This window comes from Parahoeflea alexandrii (genome assembly GCF_027214025.1).
GTDB classification, from domain to species: domain Bacteria; phylum Pseudomonadota; class Alphaproteobacteria; order Rhizobiales; family Rhizobiaceae; genus Hoeflea; species Hoeflea alexandrii_A.
Genome location: NZ_JAPWHB010000005.1, coordinates 464,086 through 487,914 on the forward strand (window position 1 = coordinate 464,086; position 23,829 = coordinate 487,914).

Genomic DNA, 23,829 nt, shown 5'->3' on the forward strand with positions numbered 1-23,829 from the left:
AGGGTTTGGTTTCCGCTGAGAGCGTGCGCGAAAAAAACACGAAACATTACAAAGGGTTCGGCAAGTTTATCAGATGATAAATTTTTTCGAATTTTCCTATTGCAATGCAGCATAAACTGTTCCATATATCAATCAACGCCACGCCGAACTCCTCCTCCTCCCAATTCGGCATGGCAGTAGTCGGGGCGATAAAGGCCGGGATCCTCCTCCCAAGCACCGGTCCGAACGTCACGACGAAGTACAAACGCCTGTCAGGTTTTGCCTGGCAGGCGTTTTGTTTTTCACCTGCTGCAAAGTGGCGCTTGGCCATTCACGACCAGCACGGTGGTTGCATTGGCGGGTGCGCCTGTTAATCGTTGCATGAGGGTGGAGACAGGCATGGCAATCGGCAAACAGAAAGCAATCGACGATACCGAGGAAGTCAGCGACTTCGGTCCGCTGCTGGCGCGTGCGTCCATACTTGTGGTCGATGACGAACCGGGAATGCGGAATTTCCTTCTGCGCACCATCGGCCCGCGCTGCCAGAAAATCGATGAAGCGGGCGATGTGCGCGAAGCCGAGGCCAAGCTCGATGCCCACCAGTATGACATCGTCATTCTCGACAATGTCATGCCGGGCCGCAACGGTGTCGACTGGCTGGCCGAGCAGCGCGACGTCGGATTTTTCTCCGACGCGATCCTGATGACCGCATTCGCCGATCTGGAAACCGCCATTCAGGCGCTGCGCGCCGGCGCCATCGATTTTGTGCTCAAGCCCTTTCGATCAAACCAGATCCTCAACGCGATCTCCCGTTGCCTCGAACGCCGGCGGCTGCAGCGTGAGAACCACGTCCTGCGCTACGAGCTTACTGTTGCGTCAGACCACCTCCTGCTTCGCGACCGTCTGATTGGCGGGTCACCGCTGATCCAGAGAGTAAGGGAAGCAATCTCACGGGTCTCTGCAGTCCCGTCATCAGTGCTCATCTGCGGGGAATCGGGCACAGGAAAAGAAGTGGCCGCGCGCTCGATCCATGAATTGTCCGACCGGGCCGGCAAGCCGTTCGTGCCGGTCAATTGCGCCGCCATACCGGCAGACATGATCGAAGCCGAACTCTTCGGCCATGTCCGCGGTGCTTTCACCGGGGCCAATTCATCGCGCGAGGGTCTTTTCCTGCATGCCCATGGCGGAACGCTGTTCCTGGACGAAATCGGCGACATGCCATTGCCGGTACAGGCCAAGATGCTGCGCGCCATCGAGGAGCGCAAGGTGCGACCGGTCGGCTCGGAACGGGAAGCTTCGGTCGATCTGCGGTTCGTCTTCGCAACCAACGCCGATCTCGAGGAAAAGGTTGCTGACGGCAGTTTCCGATCCGACCTGTTCTACCGCATCAATGTCATGCGCATCGATATGCCTCGCCTGGCCGAACGTGATGATGATGTGATCGATCTGGCAAGGCTTTTCGTCGAGAGACTGTCTCAGCAGCTTGGCCTGCCAAAGGTCGAGCCGGGAGAGGCGGCCATCCAGGCGATGCGTGACTATTCCTGGCCGGGCAATGTCCGTGAACTGCGCAATCTGGTCGAGCGTTCACTCATACTCGGCGGGTTCCCGGACTCGATTGGGCCCGGGTCTGGCTTGGCCGAGAGCGCAGGCGGTACCCTTGCGGAGGTCGAGCGGAGGCACATCCTTGCGGTGCTCGAGGCTTCAGGCGGCAACCAGGCGGAAGCGGCGCGCACGCTCGGGATCTCGCGCAAGACGATCGAACGAAAATTGGCAGCCTGGAAAAGCAAGTGATCGAGGACCGGCAAGCCGCGCCCGCAGCATGGTCGATCAGGCATCGCCTGCTGGCCATCGCCCTGCTGCCGATGCTTGTCATTCTTCCGCTGCTGCTGGGCGCGACCATGTGGCGCTGGAACTCGAAGTTCGATGCGGCGCTGATTTCCAAGGTCAATGGCGATCTCACCATCGCTCATCAGTACCTGACCCAGCTGCTCGTCAACACCGGCGACCACATCACGGCGCTCGGGGACTCCATTCCGTTTGCCGAAAGCCTGGAATCCGCCGATCCGGAAGCCGTTGCCGGATTGCTGTCAGACGCTGCGATGAAGCGCAGTCTGGACTTCCTCTATCTGGCAGACAGCGATGGCCGTCTTCTCGCGGCAGCGGAAGGACGCGGTCCGCGGCTCACTGATGTTGCAGAACCGGTGTTCGCCTCCGCCCGCAACGGCACGCCGGGGACAGCGATCGACGTGCTCACCTCCGGTCAACTGGCGGCAATCGATCCGGCGCTGGCAGAGCGCGCGGCCTTCTCCCTGATTCCCACTCCCAATGCGGCGCCGAAGGCGACTTCTGAAAGCACCAGTGGAATGGTGGTGCATTCCGCCAGTCCCGTCACATTGCCGGGGGGCAGCCGGGGCGTACTGGTTGGCGGCGTGCTGCTCAACCGCAACCTCGATTTCATCGATACCATCAATGACCTGGTTTATCAGGAGGCAAGCCTGCCCGAAGGCAGCCGCGGAACGGCGACGCTTTTCCTCGATGACGTGCGGGTGAGCACCAATGTACGGCTCTTCGAAGGCAGCCGTGCGCTCGGCACTCGGGTTTCCGATGTGGTGCGCGCGACTGTTCTGGGAGAGGGGCGAACCTGGCTGGACCGGGCCTTTGTCGTCAACGACTGGTACATCTCCGCCTACGAGCCGATCGTCGACAGCCATGGAGAGCGGGTCGGCATGCTCTATGTCGGTTTCCTGGAATCACCGTTTCGCCAGTCCAAGCTGGCGACGCTCGTTGCCGTTTGCGCCGCCTTTCTTGCCGTCACCGTATTCAGTATCCCTCTGTTCCTCAGATGGGCGGGCAGCATTTTCAGGCCGCTTGAGAAAATCGTCGAGACCATAGGCGCGGTCGAGAACGGCGACATGGGCGCCCGAACAGGAACACGGCCGGCTAACGACGAGATCGGCCGCGTGGCAACGCATCTTGATGGTCTGCTGGACCGGATCGAGCAGCGCGACGCCGAGCTTCGCGCTTTCAATGAGGAACTCAACGACCGGGTCGAGGCGCGGACCTCGGAACTGAAGGCCACCAACAAGCAGCTCGAAGAGATGACGCGGCAACTGGTCATGTCGGAGAAGCTCGCGGCAATCGGCGAGATCACGGCAAGCGTCGCCCATGAGATCAACAATCCCATCGCGGTCATCCAGGGTAATCTCGAAGTGCTGCGGGCCATCATCGGCGACCGGGCGAAAGACGCTGAAACCGAGTTGCGGCTGATCGACGAGCAGACCGATCGGGTCAGCCAGATCGTGACCCGCTTGCTCCAGTTCGCCCGCCCGGACGAATATTCCGGCTCCGAGGCGTCGAGCCTGCCCGGAGAAGCCGTCAAGAGCTGCATGCCGCTGATCCGGCACCTGCTCAACAAGAACGAGATCAGCTTCCACTTCGAGGATCGCGCCTCTTTTCAGGTCGCAATCAGCAGGACGGAATTGCAGCAGGTGCTGATCAACCTGATGGTCAACGCCATTCACGCCATGCCAGAGGGCGGCCAGCTGACCGTGCTCATAGAGGATTGCAGGCTTGCGGGACGCGACGGCGTCGAAATCACCGTCTCAGACACCGGGGGCGGCATTCAGGCGACGGAACTTCAGCGGATATTCGACCCGTTCTACACCACGAAAAAAGGCAAGGGCACCGGCCTTGGCCTGTCCATCACGCAAATGCTGGTGATGCGGCAGGGCGGAACCATTTCGGTTGAAAGCGAACCCGGCCATGGGACCCGGTTTCTGATCAGGCTGCCCACCGTGTGACATCAGAGACAATTTGACCCGGCTGCGACATTTTGACCGGACAGAATGTTCTGGACGAAGTCTCCGGGAACGAAAAAGCCAGACAAAACAGACAAACAGACGCAATCCCATCTGGCATGGCTCTTGCGAAGCCTTTCCCAACCGGTGGGTGCATGGAGGTGCATCGCCGGTGTTCGTATCCGGTAGGCCCTGGCCTCCGGTCTTTGCGCTCAGGCGCGTTTCGGGAGGGAATTGCATGTTTGACAGTCTGAAAAAGGAACACATCGTCGCCCCCGACGGTTTCAACCGCTGGAAGGTTCCGCCGGCATCCATCGCCATCCATCTCTGCATCGGCTCGGTCTATGCCTGGTCGATCTTCAATCCGCCGCTGGTCAAGGAATTCGGCGTTGTTGCGGCCTCGTCCAGCGACTGGAGCCTGCCTTCGGTGGTGTGGATCTTCTCCGTCGCCATCGTCTTTCTCGGTCTGTCGGCGGCCTTTGCCGGCAAGTGGCTCGAGGAAGTCGGCCCGCGCATGGTAGGCCTCGTTGCTGCCATCTGCTGGGGCGGCGGCTTCATCATCGGTGGCCTCGGCATCATGACCCATCAGCTCTGGCTTCTGTATCTGGGCTACGGCGTGCTTGGCGGATGCGGGCTCGGGCTCGGCTATGTCTCGCCGGTGTCGACCCTGATCCGCTGGTTTCCCGACCGTCGCGGCATGGCCACCGGCATGGCCATCATGGGTTTCGGCGGCGGTGCGATGATTGCAGCGCCGATCAAGGAATGGCTGCTGGGTCTCTATTACCAGGCGCCGACCTATCTCGGGCTTGAAAGCGCAGTCAACATGGTGACCGAAGGCGGCAAGCGCATGGCCGAGGTCAACGGCCAGATGGTCGAAGTCGTCGTCGCCACCGCCAAGCAGCTGGCCTCCGCCCCGGTGCCGCTGCAGGAAGGCGTCTACGTGGTCGGAACCGGCAACACCGGCGCTGCCTCGACCTTCTTCACCCTCGGCGTGGCCTATTTCATCGTCATGGTGATCGCGGCCTTCTCCTACCGCGTTCCGCGCGAAGGCTGGCTGCCCGCCGGCTGGACCCCGCCGGCCGCCAATGCCAACAAGATGATCACACATGCCCATGTCCACATTGACCAGGCGCTCAAGACACCGCAGTTCTGGCTGCTGTGGATCGTGCTCTGCTTCAACGTGACTGCCGGCATCGGCGTCATCGGCGTGGCCAAGACCATGATGAGCGATATCTTCGGCACCACGCTGCCGTTGATCGTCAACTCGGCCTTTGCCGCGACCTACGTGTTCATGATCTCGGTGTTCAACATGGTCGGCCGCTTCTTCTGGGCCTCCACGTCGGACTTCATCGGGCGCAAGAACACCTATCATATCTTCTTCGTCCTCGGGATCATTCTCTACATCTCGATCCCGTTCGCGGCAGGACAGGTTTCCGTCAATCCGGCAGTCACCTGGCTGGTGATGTTCTATGCGGCGACGATGATCATCTTCACCATGTATGGCGGCGGTTTCGCCACCATCCCGGCCTATCTGGCCGACATCTTTGGCACCAAATATGTCGGGGGCATCCATGGGCGCTTGCTGACGGCCTGGAGCACGGCAGGGGTTCTCGGACCGCTCGCCATCACCAAGCTGCGTGAAGCCTCGGTCGGCAACTCGATCAGCAATCTCGCCTCCAAGGTGGATCCGGCGGCTTTCACGGAGAAGTTTGGCGCCGGTATCGATCAGCTCAACCAGCTTGTTGCGGCCAAGACCGTTACGATCGCCCGGTTGATGGAAATCGCGCCTGCCGGCACCGTGGATCCGACCTCGAGCCTCTACAACACCACCATGTATGCCATGGCGGGGTTGCTGGTGATCGGGCTGATCTGCAACTCGCTGGTCAAGCCGGTGCACGCAAGCCACCATATGGAGCCCGCTGACGCGGCGCCTTCCAAGGCCTGATGAAACCTGCCTCTCCGCGGGTCAACCGCGGGGAGGCATCACTTCCGCTCCGGAAAGAAGTGAGCCTTGTGCTCCTGCGCCACCGTCGAGATGAAATCGGCGACGGTGCGCACCCGCGCCAGATCGCGCGCCGATTCATGATAGACCATGAAATAGGATCGCCCGATGCAATGGTCCGGCATCACCCGTACCAGCTCGGGATAGAGAGCGGCGATATAGTCGTGCAGCACGGCGATGCCCGCGCCCGAGCGCACCGCTTCCGTCTGCCCGGTGGCGCTCGAGATTTCGAACTGGGCCGTCCAGTTGCGCAGGATCTCGCGGGTGAACTGCAGCGACGGCGAGAAGATCAGATCCTCGACATAGCTGATCAAACGATGCTGCTTGAGATCGTCGGCGGTCTCGGGCGTGCCGTGTTCGTCCAGATAGGATCGCGACGCGTAGAGCGAGAGCGAGTAGTCGACGAGCTTGCGCGCCACCAGCCGCCCTTCCGCCGGCCGCTCCACGGTGATGGCGATGTCGGCTTCGCGCTGCGGCAGCGAAAAGCTGCGCGGCACCGGCACCAGTTGCAATCTGAGATCGGGATGTCGGGCAATCAGCGCGCCGAGCCGAGGGGCCAGGAAGGACACCCCGAAACCGTCCGGTGCGCCGATCCGGACCGTGCCCGAAATGGCGCTGTCGGTGCGGCCCAGATTTGCCTGTGCCGCCAGCATTTCAGCTTCCATGCGCTCCGCGTGAGCCAGGAAGGCCTCGCCTTCGCCGGTCAGCCCGCAGCCATTGGTGCGGCGGACCACCAGTTGCGCCCCGAGCGCGGTTTCGAGCGATGTGATCCGCCGCGCGGCGGTGGCGTGGTTGATCCCCAGCCGCCGGGCGGCGGCGAGGATCTGGCCGGAGCGGGCGACAGCAAGAAAGACCCTGATGTCGTCCCAGTTCATCGGCAATTACCCGAAGACCACGGTCTTGTGGCCATTGAGCATGACGCGCGATTCAAGGTGCAGCTTCACCGCCCGCGCCAGCACCCGCGCCTCGATGTCACGCCCGGCGGCGACGAAATCATCCGCCGTCATGGCGTGGGTCACGCGCTCGGTTTCCTGCTCGATGATCGGACCTTCGTCGAGGTCGGCGGTGACATAGTGGGCGGTCGCACCGATCAGCTTGACGCCGCGCTCATGCGCCTGGTGATAGGGCTTGGCGCCCTTGAAGCTCGGCAGGAACGAGTGGTGGATGTTGATCACCTTGCCGAACAGGCGGCGCGACAGGGTGTCCGACAAGACCTGCATGTAGCGCGCTAGGATCACCAGGTCGGCGCCGCTCTTGGTGGCGAGATCGAGCAGCCTTGCCTCCTGCTCGGCCTTGTTGTCCTTGTTGACGGGCCAATAGTGGAAGGGGATGCCCTCGATCTCCGCGGTTCTGCGGCTGTCCTCGTGGTTGGAAACGATGGCGACCACCTCGGCGTCGAGCCACCCGACGCGGATCTGGTAGATAAGATGCAGCAAAGCATGGTCGAATTTCGATACCATGATGATGATCTTCGGCCGCTTGGCGACCGTGTTGATATCGAGCCGCATCTCGAACCGTGCCACCGGCGCCTGAAGCGCCCGCTTGACGGCCTCTGCGTCGACCCCGTCCGGTGTTTCGATCGCGATCCGCATGAAGAAGCGGTTGGTCTGGCGATCCCAGAACTGGCTGGATTCAGCAATATTGGCGCCGATCGCCGCTAGTTCGGTGGTGATCGCCGCGACGATGCCGGGCTGGTCGGCACAGGCGATGGTGATGACAAAATGCGGATGCGCCATGACAGTCTCCGGTTTCAAGTGACCCAGGTTTTCGGCCACTCGCAGGAGGCTTTGCAGCATCCTCCCGGGACGGTCAAGCCCGTCCCGGGATTGGGTGTCCGGCCGTTCAGCCGTGGGCGATCATTACATGCCGCACTGCAGTGTAATCCTCAAGGGCATAAAGCGACATGTCCTTGCCATAGCCCGACTGCTTGATGCCGCCATGCGGCATCTCGTTGACCAGCATGAAGTGGGTATTGATCCAGGTGCATCCGTACTGCAGCCGCGCAGCACACGTCATCGCCTTGGAAATGTCCTTGGTCCAGACCGAGGAGGCGAGACCGTATTCTGAATCATTGGCCCAGGTCACGGCTTCTTCCGCGTCCGAGAAGCGGGTGACGGAGACCACCGGGCCGAACACCTCGCGGCGGACGATCTCGTCCGACTGCAGTGCGCCGGCGATCAGCGTCGGCTGGTAGTAGAAGCCGTTGCCGTCGCCGGGCTTGCCGCCGGTGGTGATCTCCATGTGCTTCATTTCGGAGGCGCGTTCGACGAAGCTCGCCACCCTGTCGCGCTGCCGCTTCGAGATCAGCGGGCCGATCTCGTTGTCGGCGTCATCGCCCTGGTCGTACTTGATGGTCGACACCGCGCTCGACAGCTCGGCAACCAACTTGTCGTAGATCTTCGGCCCGGCATAGATCCGGCAGGCGGCGGTGCAGTCCTGTCCGGCATTGTAGTATCCGAATGCGCGCAATCCGTTGACGACGGCATCGAGATCGGCGTCGTCGAACACGATGACCGGTGCCTTGCCGCCCAGTTCGAGATGCGTGCGCTTGACCGACTTGGCAGCCGCCTGCAGCACCTTTTTGCCGGTGGCGACATCACCGGTGATCGAGACCATGTTGATCTTGGGGTGATTGATCAGCGCGTTGCCGACGCTCTCGCCGCGACCGAGAATGACGTTGACCACGCCTTCGGGCAGGATGTCGGCGAGGATCTTGGCGAATTTCAGCGCCGTCAGCGGCGTCTGCTCGGACGGCTTGAAGACAACGGTGTTGCCGCCGCCGATCGCTGGCGCCAGCTTCCATGCCATCATCATCAGCGGGTAGTTCCAGGGCGCGATCGAGGCGATGATGCCGACGGGATCGCGGCGGATCATCGAGGTATGGCCTTCCATGTATTCGCCGGCCGCATTGCCGGGCATGCAGCGCACGGCGCCGGCGAAGAACCGGTAACAATCGACGATGGCCGGGATTTCGTCATTCCGGACCGAATTGATCGGCTTGCCGCAATTGAGCGCCTCGAGCGCTGCGAACCCGTCGGCTTCCGCCTCGATCCGGTCGGCAATCTTCAGAAGATAGGCCGAACGTTGCGCAGGCGTGGTGCGCGACCAGGTTTGAAACGCCTTCTCGGCTGCGTTGACCGCAGCCTCGATCTGGATCGAGGAGGCTTCGGGAAGATTGAGGATGGTCTCTCCGGTGCGCGGATTGAAGATCTTCTCTTCCGCCTCCGTGCCGGCCTCGAAGCGGTTGCCGATCAGCATTTGGGTGTCCATGGCATTTCTCCCGTAGGTTATTTGCCCTGTCCGGAAATCTGGTCTCCGTCCCGGGTCAGGTGATAGGCGGCAAGGATGGGCAGGAAAGTCACCAGCACGACGACCATCGCCACCACGTTGGTGACGGGGCGCTGGCGCGGCCTGACAAGTTCCTCAAGCATCCAGATAGGCAGCGTGGCCTGCTGCCCGGCAGTAAAGGTGGTGACGATCACCTCGTCGAACGACAGCGCGAAGGCAAGCATGCCGCCGGCCAGCAGCGCCGTGCCGATATTGGGCAGGATCACGTGCCGGAAGGTCTGGAACCCGTCGGCGCCGAGATCCATCGAGGCCTCGATCAGCGATCCCGACATTCGCCGGAACCGGGCGACCGCGTTGTTGTAGACCACGACGACGCAGAAGGTCGCGTGTCCGAGCACGATGGTCCAGAACGAAAACGGGATCTCCGCCAGGTTGAAGGCCGAGCGCAGCGAGATGCCGGTGATGATGCCGGGCAGGGCGATCGGCAGGATCACCAGAAGCGAAATCGCCTCGCGTCCGAAGAATTTTGTCTGCGAGATCGCCGCCGCACACAGCGTTCCGAGCGTCAGCGCGATCACCGTAGAGATCGAGGCGACGCGGACAGACAGGCCGAGCGCCTCCCAGACATCGGGCCGGTTCCAGGTCACCGCGAACCACTTGAGCGTCAGGCCGGGGGGAGGGAACTGGTAGCTCTTCTCCTCGGTCGTGAAGGCATAGAGAAAGATCAGCAGGATCGGCAGGTGCAGGAAGGCGAGGCCGATACCTGCCGCGATCTTCAATCCCATCGGGGTGCTGTTTTGCTTGTCAGAGCGCATTGAAGGCCCCCGCGCGTTTGGCGAGCCACAGGTAGATCCCCATGATCACCACGGGCACCACGGTGAAGGCTGCCGCCAGCGGAATGTTGCCCGCGGTTCCCTGGTGCGCGTAGACCGCCATGCCGATGAACAGGTGCGACGTGCCGACGATCTGCGGAATGATGTAGTCGCCCAGCGTCAGCGAGAACGTGAAGATCGAACCGGCGATCACGCCCGGCAGCGCCAACGGCAGCAGCACATTGCGGAAGGTCTGGCTCGGCGAGGCGCCGAGATCGGCGGAGGCTTCGAGCAGGTTGCCCGGCACGCGCTCGAGCGCCGCCTGCACCGGCAGGATCATGAACGGCAGCCAGACATAGACAAATACGAGGAAGGTGCCCGTCGGGCTCACAGAAAGGGAGTTGCCGCCGACAACCGGCAGCGCCAGCCAGCCGTCGATCAGGAAGGTCAGGTGGAGCTTCTCGAACACCCAGGTGAGGATGCCTTCCTTGGCGAGGATCAGCTTCCAGGCGTAGACCTTGACCAGATAGCTCGACCACAAGGGCAGCATCACCCCGAGATAGAACACCGCCTTCCAGCGGCCGCGGGCATAGCGGGCGGCGAAATAGGCGATCGGAAAGGCGATGATCGCCGAGGCGATGGTCACCAGTCCGGCCATGGTGACGGTACGCACGATGATGTCGAGATTGGAAGGGCGCAGCAGTTCGCCATAGGTCTTCAGCGTGAACTCACGCACCACCAGTCCGGAAAACTCGTCGATCGAAAAGAAACTCTGCAGCAGAAGCGCGAACAGGCTGCCGAGATAGATCACGCCGAGCCAGAGCAGCGGCGGCGTCAGCATCAGGAACAAAAGCAGTTTCGGGCTGCGCCAGAAGGCATCCGACAGCGCACCGCCGATGCCGCCGCGGCCGGGCAGTATGGCCGCCGCCGCCGGGGCTGCCGCGATGCTCATGCCTTGGCTCCCATCAGGTGCAGGGCGTCACTGTTCCAGGAAAAGCGGACGCCTTCGCCCTGTGCCGGCACGCGCGTGCCGGAAGGCAGCAGCACGTTGATTTTCTCGCCTGCCACATCCAGGGTCAGGCGTGTGGCGCTGCCGAGGAAACTTGTCCCGGTGACGGTGGCTTCATGGCCGCCGTCCGTGACAAGCCGGATGTCTTCCGGCCTGAGGCTCGACCATTCCGCCACGCCTGCCAGTTTTTCGGTGAGCTGCGGCGAAAGCACGTTGGAGGACCCGACAAAGTCGGCGACAAAACGGGTTTTCGGACGGCGGTAGATCTCTTCGGGTGTGCCGGTCTGCATGATCCGGCCGTCGTTGAACACGGCAATCCGGTCGGCCATCGACAGCGCTTCGCCCTGGTCATGGGTGACGAAGACGAAGGTGATGCCGAGCGCCTTCTGCAGGACTTTCAGTTCTTCCTGCATCTGCTCGCGCAGCTTGAGGTCCAGCGCGCCGAGCGGCTCGTCGAGCAACAGCACTTTCGGCTTGTTGACGAGCGCGCGCGCCAGCGCCACGCGTTGCCGCTGGCCGCCGGACAATTGCCCGGGCTTGCGCGCGCCGTAGCCGGGCAGCTTGACCATCTCGAGGGCTGCTTCCGCCTCACGGGTGCGTTCGGCCTTGCCGACGCCACGGATCATCAATCCATAGGCGACATTGTCGGCGACGTTGAGATGCGGAAACAGCGCATAGTCCTGGAACACCGTATTGACGTTGCGCCGGTAGGGCGGGACGCCTTCCGCGGTCTCGCCGAAAATCTCGATATGCCCGGAGGTTGGTTGTTCAAATCCGGCAATCAGCCGCAGGCATGTCGTCTTGCCCGAACCCGACGGCCCGAGCATGGCGAAAAATTCGCCCGGTTCGATCTCCAGGTCGACGGCATCGACAGCGCGAACAGATCCGAAATGTCGGGAGACCTGTTGGAATGAGACAGCATACGGCATGGAGAATCCAAATCAGTCCTGATGTGCCCATTGGGCAAGCGCTTCAGGGAATAAGTGCATCACGGCAATGTGGTGCGGTGGTCTCCCTCCCTTGATCAGGGAGGGAGACACGGGTTTGGCTACGATCGCCGGATCAGCGGCCGCCGATGACGCCGATATAGTCGGAGACCCAGCGATAGTAGGGAACGCATTCGCCCTGGCTTTCGCACTTCGACACCGGAGTGGTCCAGAAGTTGATCTTGTCGAAATCATCCAGCCCGTTGGCGGTGCAGCCTTCGGCGGTCTGCATGCCGCGGCCGTCGGTGCAGGCAGCTGGAACCGACGGGTTGGCGCCGAACCAGACCGAAAGATCGGACTGCAGGTTGGAAGCCAGCGAATGCTCCATCCACATGTAGGCGCAGTTCGGGTTGGCGGCGTCCGCATGCATCATGGTGGTGTCGGCCCAGCCGGTGGCGCCCTCCTGCGGGATGACCGATGCCACAGGCACGTTGTCAGCCTTCAAGAGGTTGACCTGGAAAGGCCAGGAGCCCGAGGCCACGACACCCTCGTTCTTGAAGTCATCGATCTGGATAAAGGCGTCGTGCCAGTAGCGGCCGACCAGCGTGCGCTGCACCCGGAGCAGGTCGAGAGCCGCCTTGTACTGGTCCTCGTTGAGCTCATAGGGGCTCTTGATGCCGAGTTCCGGCTTGTGGAACATCAGGTATTGCGCCGCGTCTGCGATGTGGATCGGGCCGTCATAGGCCTGGACGCGGCCCTTGTTGGACTTGCCGTCCGGCAGGTCCATTTCCTCGAACACGACGTTCCAGGATGTCGGTGCGGCGTCCTTGAAGGCTTCGGTATTGTACATCAGCACGTTCGGGCCCCACATGTAGGGTGTGCCGTAATGCACGCCGTCGACCGTGTGCCAAGGGGCGTTCTTGAGCCGATCGTCGACTGTCGACCAGGACGGGATCAGATCGGTGTTGATCGGCTGCACGCGCTTGCCGGCGATCAGTCTGAGCGATGCGTCGCCGGACGCGGTGACAAGGTCGAAACCGCCTTCGTTCATCAGCGCCACCATCTCGTCGGAGGTGTTGGCGGTCTTGACGTTGACCTTGCAGCCCGAGGCTTCCTCGAACTTGGTCACCCAGTCGAATGCCTTGTCGGTTTCCCCGCGCTCGATGTATCCGGCCCAGGCAACGATGTTGACCTGGCCTTCGCCGGGTCCGACTTCTTTCATCATTTCCGCCGATGCAAATCCCGGCGCCATCACCGAAAGCGCCATTGCCATCGCCGTGCACATATTCAAGATTTTTTTCATTGCTTGAGCTCCCACCGTTGGTGGCCGCCAAAATAGCGACCAGCGTCGGGAGCCAACATTGATGCGGGCCCGCAAGCTACGCAAATTCTTTTATCAGAATTGTGATATCGGAAAAACCGATAGCCAAGGCGGCAGGGCAACCGTCCTGATCGCAGCGATCATGCCTCCGCGACTGCATTTGAAATGGTTGATCAGGCGGCGCCGTCCATGTCGGATGTCCGGCCGATGGCATCAAGCCGTTTTTGCAATGCAAGCCGATCGATGCTTTGCAATGGCAGGCTGGTGAAAATGGAAATTCGTGCATTGAGCATCCGGTACGCGTCTGCGAACGCCAGACGCCTTTCGGCTTCGGTTCCCTCGGCCGCGGCCGGGTCGGGTACCCCCCAATGGGCGGTCATCGGCTGACCGGGCCAGACCGGGCAGCTTTCGTTGGCAGCGTTGTCGCAGACGGTGAACACGAAATCCAGTTCCGGCGCGCCGGGCAGGGTGAATTCATCCCAGTCCTTCGAGCGTGCGAAGCCGGTGTCGAAATTCATCTGCCGCAGCAAGTCGAGCGTGTAGGGGTGGACTTCCGCTTTCGGCTGGGAGCCGGCCGAGTAGGCCCTGAACCGGCCCTGTCCGACCCGGTTCATGATCGCTTCCGCAAGGATCGAACGGGCGGAGTTGCCGGTGCAGAGGAACAGAACGTTGTAGACCTTGTCTGCCATGATTTTCTCGCTTGTCCGATAACCGTGATCTTGAAGTGCAATCTCGTCGCAGGCTGGTGAGCATGCATGTCACATCTATATATCAAGAATACTAGATTAAATAGTTTTGGCAAGGCTGCTGTTCGACGGACAAGTTCAAAGCCAGCCGGGACGCTGGATAACGTGCATCAAGTCTATCGTCTGTTCAGTCGCCTATCCAGGTCGAGACCGAATCCGTGATCACACGGCAGTCCCCGGAGATGTTCAGCGTCTTCTGCGCGATCTTGGGCAGCGATACCTTGACCGAGCCGGATTGCCGGATCTCGGTGTCCGAGACCAGTTCCATGGTCAGGCGCACATCCGTCTTCTGTGCTCCCTCCGCACCGAAATTAACGCCTTGCGAGAAGATCGACGCGGTCCAGCGGTTGTCGCCTGCCGCACTCCAGCTGTGGCCGGGATTGAAATCCCGCGGCAGCTTGTTGGGATCAAACGGCTTGGGAAAGCTGACCCGCCGCGTGGTTGTCTGTGGTCCCTTGTTTTGAGCCGCCATCGCGCTTGCCAGCATTTCCGGACATCCTTGCATGCGCGTGGCCTTGACCACCGTGCGCCAGTTCCCGTCGCGCGGCTGCAGCCCGCCGGGAAACAACTCGACTTCCTCCTGGCCCGGCCCGCCGCACTCCCTGTCGATCTGCCGGCGGGAGGCATTTGACCATTCCGGCTTGCGTCCTGCGCCAATGATCAGGATGCCGCCGGACGTGGATGGAAGTTCCGTCCCGGCCGCAACCGACGCCTCGTCGATGGTCAGGTCGGAGAGAAAGAAGCGCGCGCCGTTTCCGGTGCATTCGGCGACCAGCGCCTTTTCATCGGCCATGGCCTGAGAAGCCAGGCCGCAAGCAATCGCGGCCGTTGCAAGGAGAATTCTCTGCATGATCTTGTCCTCAATTGGCGGGTTTGCGGTCGGGAACGAGCCGGTCGAGCAATTCGCTGGCGCCTTCCTCGGTCAGGGGGCCACCGGGGTCCGATCCGGGTTCGGTCACAAGCCCGATCTCGAACACATTCGGGCCTTCCGCGCTGATCTCGACATCGCCGAGAAACTGCATGTCGCCGGCGTCTCCGGTCACCCGGTAGCGGCCCGGAAGGAAGGAGCCGCTCATGCTGGGCGCGAAGTCGCTGGGCGCCCAGGCATCGAGCGGCAGGTTTTCATCCAGCGGGATCGCCGACCATTGAACCTGAAGGCTATCGAATGCCTCTCCAACCTTGAACGTTGCCTCGACCTCGCCCTGGGACCCGCTTTGCGGCAGGCCTTGCGCGTCGGTCTTCTCTGCCGGTTGGGCAGCTGGCGTGCCGGCTTGACTGACCTGAAAGGAGACGCGTGCCTTTTCCACCTGCCCGTCACCCATTGCATAGACGAGGTCGTAGGTTCCTTCCTCTTCCGGCGCCTTGAGCGGATTGCCTTCGGCTATGCTTCCCAGGGTGAGCGCCCAACCGACGTCGGCGCCGTCTTTCTGGATCCTGACAAGATCGTTTGCACCCTGTCCGCCGAAGCTTTCGAAATCGATTTCAGATCCGGGCGTGACGACCGAGGGCACGACGAGACGAACCGCGGGATCGGCCTGGCTTTCAATGCGTGTCGAGCCGACGATCGTGCCGTCGCCGCGTTCCAGCGTGACAATGAATTCACCCGGCTCGGGCGGCAGGGCCAATGCATTTGCCTTCCGCCCGGCGCTGCCGCTGACATAGGACCAGGTGATTGCCGCGCCGTCGGGGTCGCCGTTGGGCTTCGCCTTGTAGAGCGTCAACTGGAAATCGGCGCCGCCGACGTTCAGGCCCTCCCGGTTGATGGTGAGGTCGAACAGGGCGTTGTGCCCGGCAAGATAGGGCCCGCGATTGATCAGCGTGATATCCGGCAGGTCACCCGCCAGAGCCACCTGGATGGATTTCTCTTCAGAGTCCCTGATCTCGAAACTCGTTTCCCCCGAGCCGCTGGCGGTTGAAAGCAGCGCCGTGTAACGGCCCTCGTCAAGATTGAGAGGGAAGGGCGAGTAGCGCGCATCTCCGGTCATTTCTGCGAGTTCGGTCACTGTGCCGGTGTCATCGTTGCGCAGCGACCAGCTGTATCGCTCCGGCATGCCGTTGTTCCCGAGCAGGATGAGCAGCTTGACCTCGGCCGATACCGACGGATCCTCGGCTGGCGCCTGGGTTTCCGTCTGCCTGAGCGCATCGGCCAGCTCCTGTCCGGTGCCTGGCCGCAGCAGCTTGCCCCCGGTCCGCCCGGGGATGCAGGCAAGGGTGTCGGCCTCGGCTTCCGACAACCCGAACCCAACCACGTGGGCCCTGATCTTGATGCCTGACTCCGCAAGCTCATCGGCAATTGTGCACACATCGGGCACGCAGGTTTCGATGCCATCGGTGATGAGAACGATATCGGCCTCTTCAGCGGTGCGCGGGATCTGCCTGGCGGCTTCCCGCAACGCGTCACTGATCGGTGTCTTGCCTTTCGGATTGAGCGCGTTCAGGCGGGCGGAGACCTCGTCCGCGCCATGAACGCCTGCGGCAAACAGCGTCTCGATATCCGCACAGTCGCCGCGCCGCCGGTGACCGTAGGCGATGACGCCGAGCGGGCGGCTCATGTCGCGGCCAGCCAGATACTCCGAAAGCACGTCGCGGGCGACCTCAATGCGGGTGCGGCCCTCAAGCTCCGCCCACATGGATCCCGATCCGTCGAACACCAGGATAGTCGCAGCGCCATCATCTGCGGCCATGGCCGGCTGACTGAGCATCAGTGTAACCGCAGCCGTCAGCCCGAGGCCGTGTCGAAACAATTGATTAAGAAGCATGAACTTATCCGGTCCTAATTGAGGCGCGGATGGTTGCCAAGCTTGGACCGCTTGGCAATATATGGATTTCCTTAGGTCCATCCCGTGTGCGGCCTGCGGCAACAGGAGCATCGAATGCAGGCCAATGCCATCGAAGACCTGCTGACATCGATCCAGACTGCGGACGGCCCGTCGTCTGTCTGGGACACCGCCGCCGCCTTTTTCGGCTCCTTCGGTCTCGACCGGATCATCTATCTCGATGTGGGGCCGGTGCGCGAACGGGTCTTGACGACAATGCCGGCGGCCTGGATGGCGCATTACACCGAGCGCAATCATTCACGCATCGATCCGTTCATCCGCTACTGTGCCGCTTCGCTGACGCCTGTTGGCACCGGGATCGATTATCTTGACGAGCATTCCTACCTCGACGCGCGTGAACGCGGCTTCATCCGTAAAGCGGCGGAGACCGGATTTCGTTCGGGCATGAGCTGCATGATCCGCGTGAGGGGGCCGATGGGCGCGGCCGGATGGAACCTGGGATCCACTATGCCACGCCAACAGCTTGAGAAATTTCTTGCACGGCACGGCGATATCGTCCGGCTTGCAGCGCATCTGAGCCATGAAAAGCTGGCGCAGTCAGGCAATGATGCCGAGGTGGCCGCTCCCGTTCTGTCTCCCCGCGAGACCGAATGCCTTCAGTGGCTGGCGGCCGGGTTGCGCACCAAGGAGATCGCCGACCGGATGGGCATCAGGCCGATCACCGTGGAGCTGCATCTTCGCAACGCGCGCAACAGGCTCGGCGCCCAGACCCGCGAGCAGGCGCTCGCCCGCGCCATCGCATCAGGCCTCCTGCCGGTCTGATCATCTGTTCAGCGCTGCCGGATGGCTCTCTGGGCCTGCGATAGATCGATGAAATCCCGCGCGGCCTGTGTCATCTGGCTGCCGCGCCGCCAGGCAACGCCGACCTGCACCATCGGCAGGCTTCCCGACACATCGCGGCTTTCGATCCGGTCGCCTTCAAGCGACCAGGGCCGGTAGACGAGATCGGGAAGCAGGGCCACGCCGGCACCGGTGGCGACAAGGCTGCGCACCGCTTCGACCGAACGCGTCCGGAAGGCGATCTTCGGGCGTGAGCCGATGGCATTGAGCAGTTTGGCCGTGCTTTCCTCGATTTCGTCGATCGTCAGCATGATCACCGGCTCTTCGGCCACGTCGGCGACATTGATGCTGTCCGCGGACGCCAGGCGGTGGCCGAGCGGCAGCCACAGCCGGTACGGGGAAACCTCGAGAATCTCGGTCTGCAGCGCCATGCGGTTTCGCAGGTTGGAGATCACGATCACAGCGACGTCGAGTTCGCCGCCGATCAGCAGGTGTTCGAGATAATCGCCATTGTCCTCGATTGCCGAAACGGTGACGCCCGGAAAGGCGCGCCGGTACCGAGCAAGCAGGTCCGACAGCACATAACCGGCGACCAGCGAGGTCACCCCCAGATTGAGCGTGCCCGTCACGTTTTCCTTGTCGTCGGAAAAGGTTCGCCGCGCGTCCGAGACGTCCGACAGGATCTTGGTCGCATGGCGCAGAAACTGGTGGCCCTTGTGGGTGATGGTCAGTCCGCGCGAGTGGCGGTCGAACAGCTCCACCCCGAGATCGCCTTCGAGCTCCTTGATCGCCTCGGTCACCGCCGACTGCGAGATCGACAGGTTCTGCGCCGCCCCCGAGACGGTGCCCTGGGCGGCGACGGCGACAAAATACTGCAATTGGCGAAGCGTGAAGGCCATGGCGCATAACAACCAGCATTCTGCGCCGCTGACAACAGGGACCCACGGCCTGATCCTTCAGCTGCATCAACGCGCGGACCGGTGTTGCAAGCCTCGTTGAGCAAACCGTCACGGCTGCGGAGAAGGTTGGCCGCGCTGGCTTACAGTCCCGCCATGTCAACATGCTTGAGGCACTCGGCCGGGTAATAAGGCCAGTAGGCTGCCTCGCAAGATCTCACCGGCGCAATGCCGGGTGACACCAGGCGGATCTTGCGGTCAATCACTTGCTTCGAGTGCTGGGCATCGCGAAAGGTGGACGAACGACCTGCAACTGGCGTGTTGGAAGCTTCCGCGGCGAGGCTCGCCGTTGCCGGAAGCAGGGAGATGCTGTCCGCGTCGGCGGCGATGGAGGCCGCGCCCAGAGCAAGGACAGATGCGGATATGATGGCGATCTTTTTCATGCCATACCAACGCCGCAAGAACGCCTTGGTTCCCGCCGCGGGATTTCGCGTGCCGGTTCATTGATTGAACTGCGAGCGGTGGGAAGTCTGTCATCCGACTGTTGTCATTACTCGATAGTTTAGACCGGATGGTCTGGCGGTTCTGCAGCGATCCTGTTTGCTGTCGTGCGGACATGGCAAGATTGCCGCTGCCAAATGCCTTCCCTTTTTTCATATTCGGCCCTACGTCTTCCTCACCTGAGTCGGAGCGAATGTCCTCATGAGCATGGAAACAAAGACTGACGGCAGCCGTCATGAGCACCATGAGCGGCGCTGGATTGCCATGGCTGTCTTGCTCATTGCCGGCTTCATGAACCTGATCGACGTCACCATCGTCAATGTGGCGCTGCCCAGTCTGCAATCGGGCCTCCGGGCGACAAGCTCGGAGATTGAGTGGGTGGTTGCAGCCTACATCATGACCTTCGCCGTGGGGCTTCTGCCGTTCGGACGCCTGGGCGACATGCTTGGCCGCCGCAGGATCTTCCTGCTGGGCGTCGGCGCCTTCACCATCGCCTCCGCCCTGTGCGGACTGGCACCCGGCATCGACACGCTGATCGCCGCCCGCGTGTTGCAGGGCATCGGCGGAGCCATGATGACGCCGCAGACGCTGGCCATCGCCCAGGTGATCTTCCCGCCGAAGGAGCGTGGCATCGCCTTTGCGCTGTTCGGCGTCACTGCGGGACTTGCGACCGTTTCCGGGCCGTTGATCGGTGGACTGCTGATCAATGCCGATATCTTTGGGCTGACCTGGAGACCGATCTTTCTGGTCAATATCCCGGTCGGCCTCTTCGCCATTCTCGCGGGCCTGAAGTTCATTCCCGCCATGGAAGGCAACCGGGACGTCGGAATCGATCTCGGCGGCATCGCGCTGGCGGCGCTTACCCTGCTTCTGATCGTTTTCCCGCTGATCGAGGGGCGTGAACTCGGCTGGCCGGCCTGGATCTTTGCATTGTCGGCCGCCGCAATTCCTGCGGGTTGGTTCTTCGTCCGTTGGCAGCATCGCCAGGCGGATGCAGGCGCGCCGCAACTGCTGCCGGTCACCTTGATGACCAATGCCAGCTTCATGGGCGGGGTCCTGACGGCAAGCCTGTTCTTCTCCGCCGTTCCCGGTTTCTTCATGGTGTTTGCGGTTTTCCTGCAGACCGGTTTCGGGCTCACACCGCTGCAGTCCGGTCTGACCACCGTGCCGTTCTCCGCCGGCGTGTTCCTGGCGTCGATGCTGTCGGGCAGGCTGGGGCCGCGTTGGCAGCGCCAGCGAATTTTCATGGGGTCGGCGATGCTGTTTTGCGCCATGCTGTGGCTGCAGGCGATCGTCGGCGGATTGGGCACGGCGGTGCAGTCGATCATGTTCCTGCCGCCGTTCCTCATCGCCGGTCTTGGCCTCGGCACGGCGGTGTCGCCATTGTTTCAGCTGGTGCTTGCCAATGTCCCGAACCGGGATGCCGGATCTGCATCGGGCGGCGTGCAATCCTTCCAGCAGGTCGGCGGGGCGCTCGGCGTGGCGATCACCGGACAGCTGTTTTTCGGCCACCTGGCGACCGGAACCGGGCCGGATGGCGGTTACACGACCTATATCGACTCGCTCCACCAGGCTCTTTTCTACCCGGTGTTCGCGTTTGGCCTGACGGCACTTGCAGTGTTTTTCCTCAGACCGCAGGCTTCTCCCGGAAAAGCCAGATAGAAAGCAGCGGCCAAAAGGCTGGTTTACGCTAAAGCAACTTTCTTGCTTGGCCCCGTTTCTTATTGCTTCAATGTGCTTTATGAGAACCACAAAGCCGTGGCTGGACATCCGCCCGCGCATGGCGCCCGCCTGAGCGGGCTCAAACACGAAGTCCGAAAGATCCGACATGACAGACCTTGCGACCATCCAGCCGGCGATAGCCCGGGCTCTGGCAAAACGCGGCTATGAAAAGCTCACTCCGGTGCAGGAGGCAGTGCTTGCGCCCGAGTTGCGGGATGCCGACCTGCTGGTCTCCGCCCAGACCGGATCGGGCAAGACCGTGGCCTTCGGGATCTCGCTTGCGCCGACCTTGCTGGGAGACGAAGAAACCCTGCCGCAAGCCGAAGTGCCGCTGGCCCTTTGCATCGCGCCAACCCGAGAACTTGCGCTGCAGGTCGAGCGCGAACTGTCCTGGCTCTACGGCGAGGCCGGCGCGCGCATCGCCACCTGCGTTGGCGGCATGAACATGACCACAGAGCGCCAGAACCTGCGCCGCGGTGCCCATATCGTTGTCGGAACGCCGGGCCGTTTGCGCGACCACATCGATCGCGGCTCGCTTGATCTTTCGGCCATGCGCGCCGTCGTGCTCGACGAAGCCGATGAAATGCTCGATCTCGGGTTCCGTGACGATCTGCAGTTCATTCTCGATGCCGCTCCCGATCAGCGCCGCACATTGATGTTTTCAGCCACCGTGCCGTCAGGCATCGCCAACCTGGCAAAGCGTTACCAGAACAAGGCGGTCCGCGTTTCCACCGCCGGCGAGCAGAAGCAGCACCTCGATATCGAATACCGGGCGCTCTCCGTTGCGCCGAATGATCGCGAGAACGCCGTCATCAATGTGCTGCGCTACTATGACGCCAAGAATGCCATCGTGTTCTGCAGCACCCGCGCCACCGTCAATCACCTGACCGCGCGCTTCTCAAACCGCGGTTTCTCGGTCGTGGCGTTGTCGGGCGAGTTGAGCCAGAACGAGCGCACCCACGCCCTTCAGGCTCTGCGCGATGGCAGGGCCAGGGTCTGCGTCGCAACCGATGTGGCGGCCCGCGGGCTTGACCTGCCCGACCTCGAACTGGTCATTCACGCCGATCTGCCGAAGAACCAGGAAGGTCTGCTGCACCGGTCCGGCCGCACCGGGCGCGCCGGGCGGAAGGGTGTTTCCGCTCTCATCGTTCCCTACAACGCCCGCCGCCGCACCGAACGCCTGCTGGCCGATGCCCGCATCACCGCCACCTGGGCCCGCCCGCCATCGGCCGAGGAAATTCTCGCCCGCGACGATGAGCGGCTGATGGCTGATCCTTCCTTTGAAGCGGATATCGGTGACGATGAAAAGGCCATGGTCGCTGCTTTGCTGGAACGGCATGGCCCCGACAAGGTCGCCGCCGCGCTGGTGCGCATGCATCGGGCCGGCCGCTCGGCGCCCGAAGAACTGAACGACGCCGGGCCTGTTGCAGCGCCGGGCGGAACCTATGCCGAGCGCGCGCCGCGCGGCGAACACACCCCGATCAAGGATGCGGTCTGGTTTTCGCTCTCGCTGGGCCGCAAGCAGTCTGCCGAGCCGCGCTGGCTTCTGCCGATGATCTGCCGCGCCGGCGATATCACCAAGGCCGACATCGGCTCGATCAAGATACACGATCTTGAAACCCATGTCGAAATCTCGGGTGCCGCCGCCAACCGGTTGCAGGCCGCCATCGGCCCGACGGGCAAGATCGAGAAGAATGTCACGGTCACCCGTCTCGACGGTGTTCCGGAGATGCCCGCGCGCTCGCCGCGGCCACCCAGAGCGCGCGATGAGTTTGCATCGGCACCCGTACGCGAGGCCAGGACAGACTGGCCATCCGATGAGGGCCGCCGCGAGAAGCCGAAGCCGGATTACGCCAAGAAGCGTCCGTTCACCGGTGGCAAGAAGCGCGATGACCGTCCACCACGCGACAATGCCTATGCCGACCGCAAGCCGGTTGCTCGCGACGACATTCCGGCAAATGCGACACCCGGTGTCTGGCCCTATGACGACGTGCCTCCGGCGCCAAAGCCTGACTTCGACAAACCCAGGGCCAAGTCTGCCAAACCCGGCAAACCGGGCAAGGGAGCTGCTCGGTCGGATGCAGGCGAGGCCAGGCCCGCCTTCGCCAAGGACAAGAAGCCCAAGCGCGACAAACCCGATTTCAAGGCGGCGGCGAAACCTGCCAAGCCGCACCGCAAGGGTCCGCCCGCCGATGCCGCCAGGCCCGGCGGCGGATCGGATGCCGGCAAGGGCGGATTGACGCGCAAGCCCAAGGGCTGACGCGGTATACCGGATTCCGTCCCCTTCGGGGGATGGCCTTCGAAGCAAGGGGTTTCAGGTCCGGTTGGTTGGCTGGCTTGTTTACCTCGCGCCCGGGGCTCCGGCACCAAGATTTGTTCCCGACGGTCGACCGGCGATGAAGCAGCGCGTATCAAAGACCTGCCTGCTTGACTGAAAAGTCTCTTATCGCGGCAAGCAAAGAACAGTACCAGGTGGTTTACTGTGGTGACCCGTTTCCATATTCTTAACGAAAGCGTGTTTATTGTCGAATATGGGAAGGGGCCTTGCCCCAGGCATGATGCGTTTCCCTCAGCGGCCTGGTTCCGCGAACGGCACATGGCTTCTCGTCGAAGGTGCCGCTTTCCAAACAGATTAACCGGTTCGGCCGGTCTCGAAGACTGATGACGTCGCTGCGTCCGGTCACGGGGAGGCCAACTTGACGCGAGGACAGGATGAACGAGACTCATACCGGCAATAAGACCTCAGGTCTTGAAATCATTTCGTTTTTCCTCGGCGAGCAGGTGTTCAGCGTGAACATCATGTCGGTCAGGGAAATCCGCGGTTGGGCACCCGCCACCCCGCTGGCTCATGCACCGAAGCATGTCCTGGGTGTGATCAACCTGCGCGGAACGGTCATCCCGGTGATCGACATGGCGCTGCGGCTTGGACTTGAAGCCATTGATCCGACCGAGCGCTCCGCGATCATCGTCGCCAGCATCCGCGGTCAGCTGGTCGGCCTGCTGGTCGACAATGTTTCCGACATGGTCACCGTCACCGAAGACGAAATCCAGTCGGTGCCTGAAGTGGGCGCCACCGAAGTGCAGCGGATGACCACGTCGATCATCGCCAAGGACAAGCAGATGATCTCTCATCTGGACCTGGACTCCCTGCTCGACGAAGAAGGCGAACTCGCCGCCTGATATCAGTCGGGTTCATCGCTCCAGCCTGTGAAC

Annotated in this window: 20 protein-coding genes; 7 read left to right on the plus strand and 13 right to left on the minus strand. The window is 62.3% G+C overall.

The window, feature by feature from the left end:
* Positions 1 to 46 precede the first annotated feature (46 nt).
* Positions 47 to 310, minus strand: a complete 264-nt coding sequence (locus tag O4H62_RS18570; RefSeq protein ID WP_269390104.1) for a hypothetical protein — start codon at positions 308 to 310, stop codon at positions 47 to 49.
* A 68-nt stretch (positions 311 to 378) separates the two neighbouring features.
* On the opposite strand from O4H62_RS18570, the gene O4H62_RS18575 reads away from it, so the two are divergent.
* From O4H62_RS18575 to O4H62_RS18585, 3 genes are all read left to right on the plus strand, one after another.
* Positions 379 to 1,770, plus strand: coding sequence for a sigma-54-dependent transcriptional regulator (locus O4H62_RS18575; protein WP_269390105.1), 1,392 nt, complete (start codon positions 379 to 381; stop codon positions 1,768 to 1,770).
* On the plus strand, positions 1,767 to 3,779 hold the full coding sequence (locus tag O4H62_RS18580) for a sensor histidine kinase (protein WP_331284473.1): 2,013 nt from the start codon (positions 1,767 to 1,769) through the stop codon (positions 3,777 to 3,779). Before O4H62_RS18575 ends, O4H62_RS18580 begins: the two co-directional genes overlap by 4 nt.
* 235 nt (positions 3,780 to 4,014) lie before the next feature.
* Positions 4,015 to 5,721, plus strand: coding sequence for an OFA family MFS transporter (locus tag O4H62_RS18585; RefSeq protein WP_269390106.1), 1,707 nt, complete (start codon positions 4,015 to 4,017; stop codon positions 5,719 to 5,721).
* Positions 5,722 to 5,759: 38 nt separating this feature from the next.
* Here the strand turns inward: O4H62_RS18585 and O4H62_RS18590 are convergent, their stop codons facing one another.
* The 10 genes from O4H62_RS18590 to O4H62_RS18635 all read right to left on the minus strand — a co-directional run bounded on the left by O4H62_RS18590 (position 5,760) and on the right by O4H62_RS18635 (position 16,639).
* Positions 5,760 to 6,653: a LysR family transcriptional regulator gene (locus tag O4H62_RS18590; RefSeq protein ID WP_269390107.1), complete on the minus strand. Its 894-nt coding sequence runs from the start codon at positions 6,651 to 6,653 to the stop codon at positions 5,760 to 5,762.
* Positions 6,654 to 6,659: 6 nt separating this feature from the next.
* Positions 6,660 to 7,514, minus strand: coding sequence for a formyltetrahydrofolate deformylase (gene purU, locus O4H62_RS18595; protein WP_269390108.1), 855 nt, complete (start codon positions 7,512 to 7,514; stop codon positions 6,660 to 6,662).
* Between the two features lie 106 nt (positions 7,515 to 7,620).
* Positions 7,621 to 9,048: a gamma-aminobutyraldehyde dehydrogenase gene (locus O4H62_RS18600; RefSeq protein WP_269390110.1), complete on the minus strand. Its 1,428-nt coding sequence runs from the start codon at positions 9,046 to 9,048 to the stop codon at positions 7,621 to 7,623.
* Between the two features lie 17 nt (positions 9,049 to 9,065).
* Positions 9,066 to 9,881 (minus strand): ABC transporter permease, encoded by an 816-nt coding sequence (locus tag O4H62_RS18605; protein ID WP_269390111.1) that lies wholly within the window; start codon positions 9,879 to 9,881, stop codon positions 9,066 to 9,068.
* The gene (locus O4H62_RS18610) at positions 9,871 to 10,830 is read right to left on the minus strand and encodes an ABC transporter permease (RefSeq protein WP_269390112.1); all 960 of its coding nucleotides are present in this window, start codon (positions 10,828 to 10,830) and stop codon (positions 9,871 to 9,873) included. The genes O4H62_RS18605 and O4H62_RS18610 overlap by 11 nt, the downstream gene beginning before the upstream one ends.
* A complete protein-coding gene (locus tag O4H62_RS18615; protein WP_269390113.1) occupies positions 10,827 to 11,816 on the minus strand; it encodes an ABC transporter ATP-binding protein in 990 nt (329 codons plus the stop codon). Before O4H62_RS18615 ends, O4H62_RS18610 begins: the two co-directional genes overlap by 4 nt.
* Positions 11,817 to 11,949: 133 nt before the next feature.
* The gene (locus O4H62_RS18620) at positions 11,950 to 13,116 is read right to left on the minus strand and encodes an ABC transporter substrate-binding protein (RefSeq protein ID WP_269390114.1); all 1,167 of its coding nucleotides are present in this window, start codon (positions 13,114 to 13,116) and stop codon (positions 11,950 to 11,952) included.
* 191 nt (positions 13,117 to 13,307) lie between these two features.
* On the minus strand, positions 13,308 to 13,823 hold the full coding sequence (locus O4H62_RS18625) for an arsenate reductase ArsC (protein WP_269390115.1): 516 nt from the start codon (positions 13,821 to 13,823) through the stop codon (positions 13,308 to 13,310).
* A gap of 184 nt (positions 13,824 to 14,007) precedes the next feature.
* Positions 14,008 to 14,730, minus strand: a complete 723-nt coding sequence (locus tag O4H62_RS18630) for a hypothetical protein (protein ID WP_269390117.1) — start codon at positions 14,728 to 14,730, stop codon at positions 14,008 to 14,010.
* Positions 14,731 to 14,740: 10 nt separating this feature from the next.
* Entirely contained in the window at positions 14,741 to 16,639 is a 1,899-nt protein-coding gene (locus O4H62_RS18635; RefSeq protein ID WP_269390118.1) for a vWA domain-containing protein, read from the minus strand.
* Between the two features lie 114 nt (positions 16,640 to 16,753).
* Between O4H62_RS18635 and O4H62_RS18640 the strand changes: the two genes are divergently transcribed.
* Positions 16,754 to 17,479, plus strand: coding sequence for a LuxR family transcriptional regulator (locus tag O4H62_RS18640; protein ID WP_269390120.1), 726 nt, complete (start codon positions 16,754 to 16,756; stop codon positions 17,477 to 17,479).
* An 8-nt stretch (positions 17,480 to 17,487) separates the two neighbouring features.
* Here O4H62_RS18640 and O4H62_RS18645 read toward each other — a convergent pair whose 3' ends face one another.
* The gene (locus O4H62_RS18645) at positions 17,488 to 18,396 is read right to left on the minus strand and encodes a LysR substrate-binding domain-containing protein (RefSeq protein ID WP_269390121.1); all 909 of its coding nucleotides are present in this window, start codon (positions 18,394 to 18,396) and stop codon (positions 17,488 to 17,490) included.
* Between the two features lie 140 nt (positions 18,397 to 18,536).
* Positions 18,537 to 18,836 (minus strand): hypothetical protein, encoded by a 300-nt coding sequence (locus tag O4H62_RS18650; RefSeq protein ID WP_269390122.1) that lies wholly within the window; start codon positions 18,834 to 18,836, stop codon positions 18,537 to 18,539.
* Positions 18,837 to 19,095: 259 nt separating this feature from the next.
* Here O4H62_RS18650 and O4H62_RS18655 point away from each other — a divergent pair, with 259 nt between their 5' ends.
* From O4H62_RS18655 to O4H62_RS18665, 3 genes are all read left to right on the plus strand, one after another.
* Positions 19,096 to 20,556: an MFS transporter gene (locus tag O4H62_RS18655; RefSeq protein ID WP_269390123.1), complete on the plus strand. Its 1,461-nt coding sequence runs from the start codon at positions 19,096 to 19,098 to the stop codon at positions 20,554 to 20,556.
* Between the two features lie 166 nt (positions 20,557 to 20,722).
* Entirely contained in the window at positions 20,723 to 22,876 is a 2,154-nt protein-coding gene (locus O4H62_RS18660) for a DEAD/DEAH box helicase (RefSeq protein ID WP_269390125.1), read from the plus strand.
* A 452-nt stretch (positions 22,877 to 23,328) separates the two neighbouring features.
* Positions 23,329 to 23,796 (plus strand): chemotaxis protein CheW, encoded by a 468-nt coding sequence (locus O4H62_RS18665; RefSeq protein WP_269390127.1) that lies wholly within the window; start codon positions 23,329 to 23,331, stop codon positions 23,794 to 23,796.
* Positions 23,797 to 23,829 lie beyond the last annotated feature (33 nt).

Bases quoted from the DNA above. Each gene is read 5' to 3' on its own strand.
- O4H62_RS18570 (WP_269390104.1), bottom strand. From the start codon at position 310: ATGGCCAAGCGCCACTTTGCAGCAGGTGAAAAACAAAACGCCTGCCAG.
- O4H62_RS18575 (WP_269390105.1), top strand. From the start codon at position 379: ATGGCAATCGGCAAACAGAAAGCAATCGACGATACCGAGGAAGTCAGC.
- O4H62_RS18585 (WP_269390106.1), top strand. From the start codon at position 4,015: ATGTTTGACAGTCTGAAAAAGGAACACATCGTCGCCCCCGACGGTTTC.
- O4H62_RS18590 (WP_269390107.1), bottom strand. From the start codon at position 6,653: ATGAACTGGGACGACATCAGGGTCTTTCTTGCTGTCGCCCGCTCCGGC.
- purU (WP_269390108.1), bottom strand. From the start codon at position 7,514: ATGGCGCATCCGCATTTTGTCATCACCATCGCCTGTGCCGACCAGCCC.
- O4H62_RS18600 (WP_269390110.1), bottom strand. From the start codon at position 9,048: ATGGACACCCAAATGCTGATCGGCAACCGCTTCGAGGCCGGCACGGAG.
- O4H62_RS18605 (WP_269390111.1), bottom strand. From the start codon at position 9,881: ATGCGCTCTGACAAGCAAAACAGCACCCCGATGGGATTGAAGATCGCG.
- O4H62_RS18610 (WP_269390112.1), bottom strand. From the start codon at position 10,830: ATGAGCATCGCGGCAGCCCCGGCGGCGGCGGCCATACTGCCCGGCCGC.
- O4H62_RS18615 (WP_269390113.1), bottom strand. From the start codon at position 11,816: ATGCCGTATGCTGTCTCATTCCAACAGGTCTCCCGACATTTCGGATCT.
- O4H62_RS18620 (WP_269390114.1), bottom strand. From the start codon at position 13,116: ATGAAAAAAATCTTGAATATGTGCACGGCGATGGCAATGGCGCTTTCG.
- O4H62_RS18625 (WP_269390115.1), bottom strand. From the start codon at position 13,823: ATGGCAGACAAGGTCTACAACGTTCTGTTCCTCTGCACCGGCAACTCC.
- O4H62_RS18630 (WP_269390117.1), bottom strand. From the start codon at position 14,730: ATGCAGAGAATTCTCCTTGCAACGGCCGCGATTGCTTGCGGCCTGGCT.
- O4H62_RS18635 (WP_269390118.1), bottom strand. From the start codon at position 16,639: ATGCTTCTTAATCAATTGTTTCGACACGGCCTCGGGCTGACGGCTGCG.
- O4H62_RS18640 (WP_269390120.1), top strand. From the start codon at position 16,754: ATGCAGGCCAATGCCATCGAAGACCTGCTGACATCGATCCAGACTGCG.
- O4H62_RS18645 (WP_269390121.1), bottom strand. From the start codon at position 18,396: ATGGCCTTCACGCTTCGCCAATTGCAGTATTTTGTCGCCGTCGCCGCC.
- O4H62_RS18650 (WP_269390122.1), bottom strand. From the start codon at position 18,836: ATGAAAAAGATCGCCATCATATCCGCATCTGTCCTTGCTCTGGGCGCG.
- O4H62_RS18655 (WP_269390123.1), top strand. From the start codon at position 19,096: ATGAGCATGGAAACAAAGACTGACGGCAGCCGTCATGAGCACCATGAG.
- O4H62_RS18660 (WP_269390125.1), top strand. From the start codon at position 20,723: ATGACAGACCTTGCGACCATCCAGCCGGCGATAGCCCGGGCTCTGGCA.
- O4H62_RS18665 (WP_269390127.1), top strand. From the start codon at position 23,329: ATGAACGAGACTCATACCGGCAATAAGACCTCAGGTCTTGAAATCATT.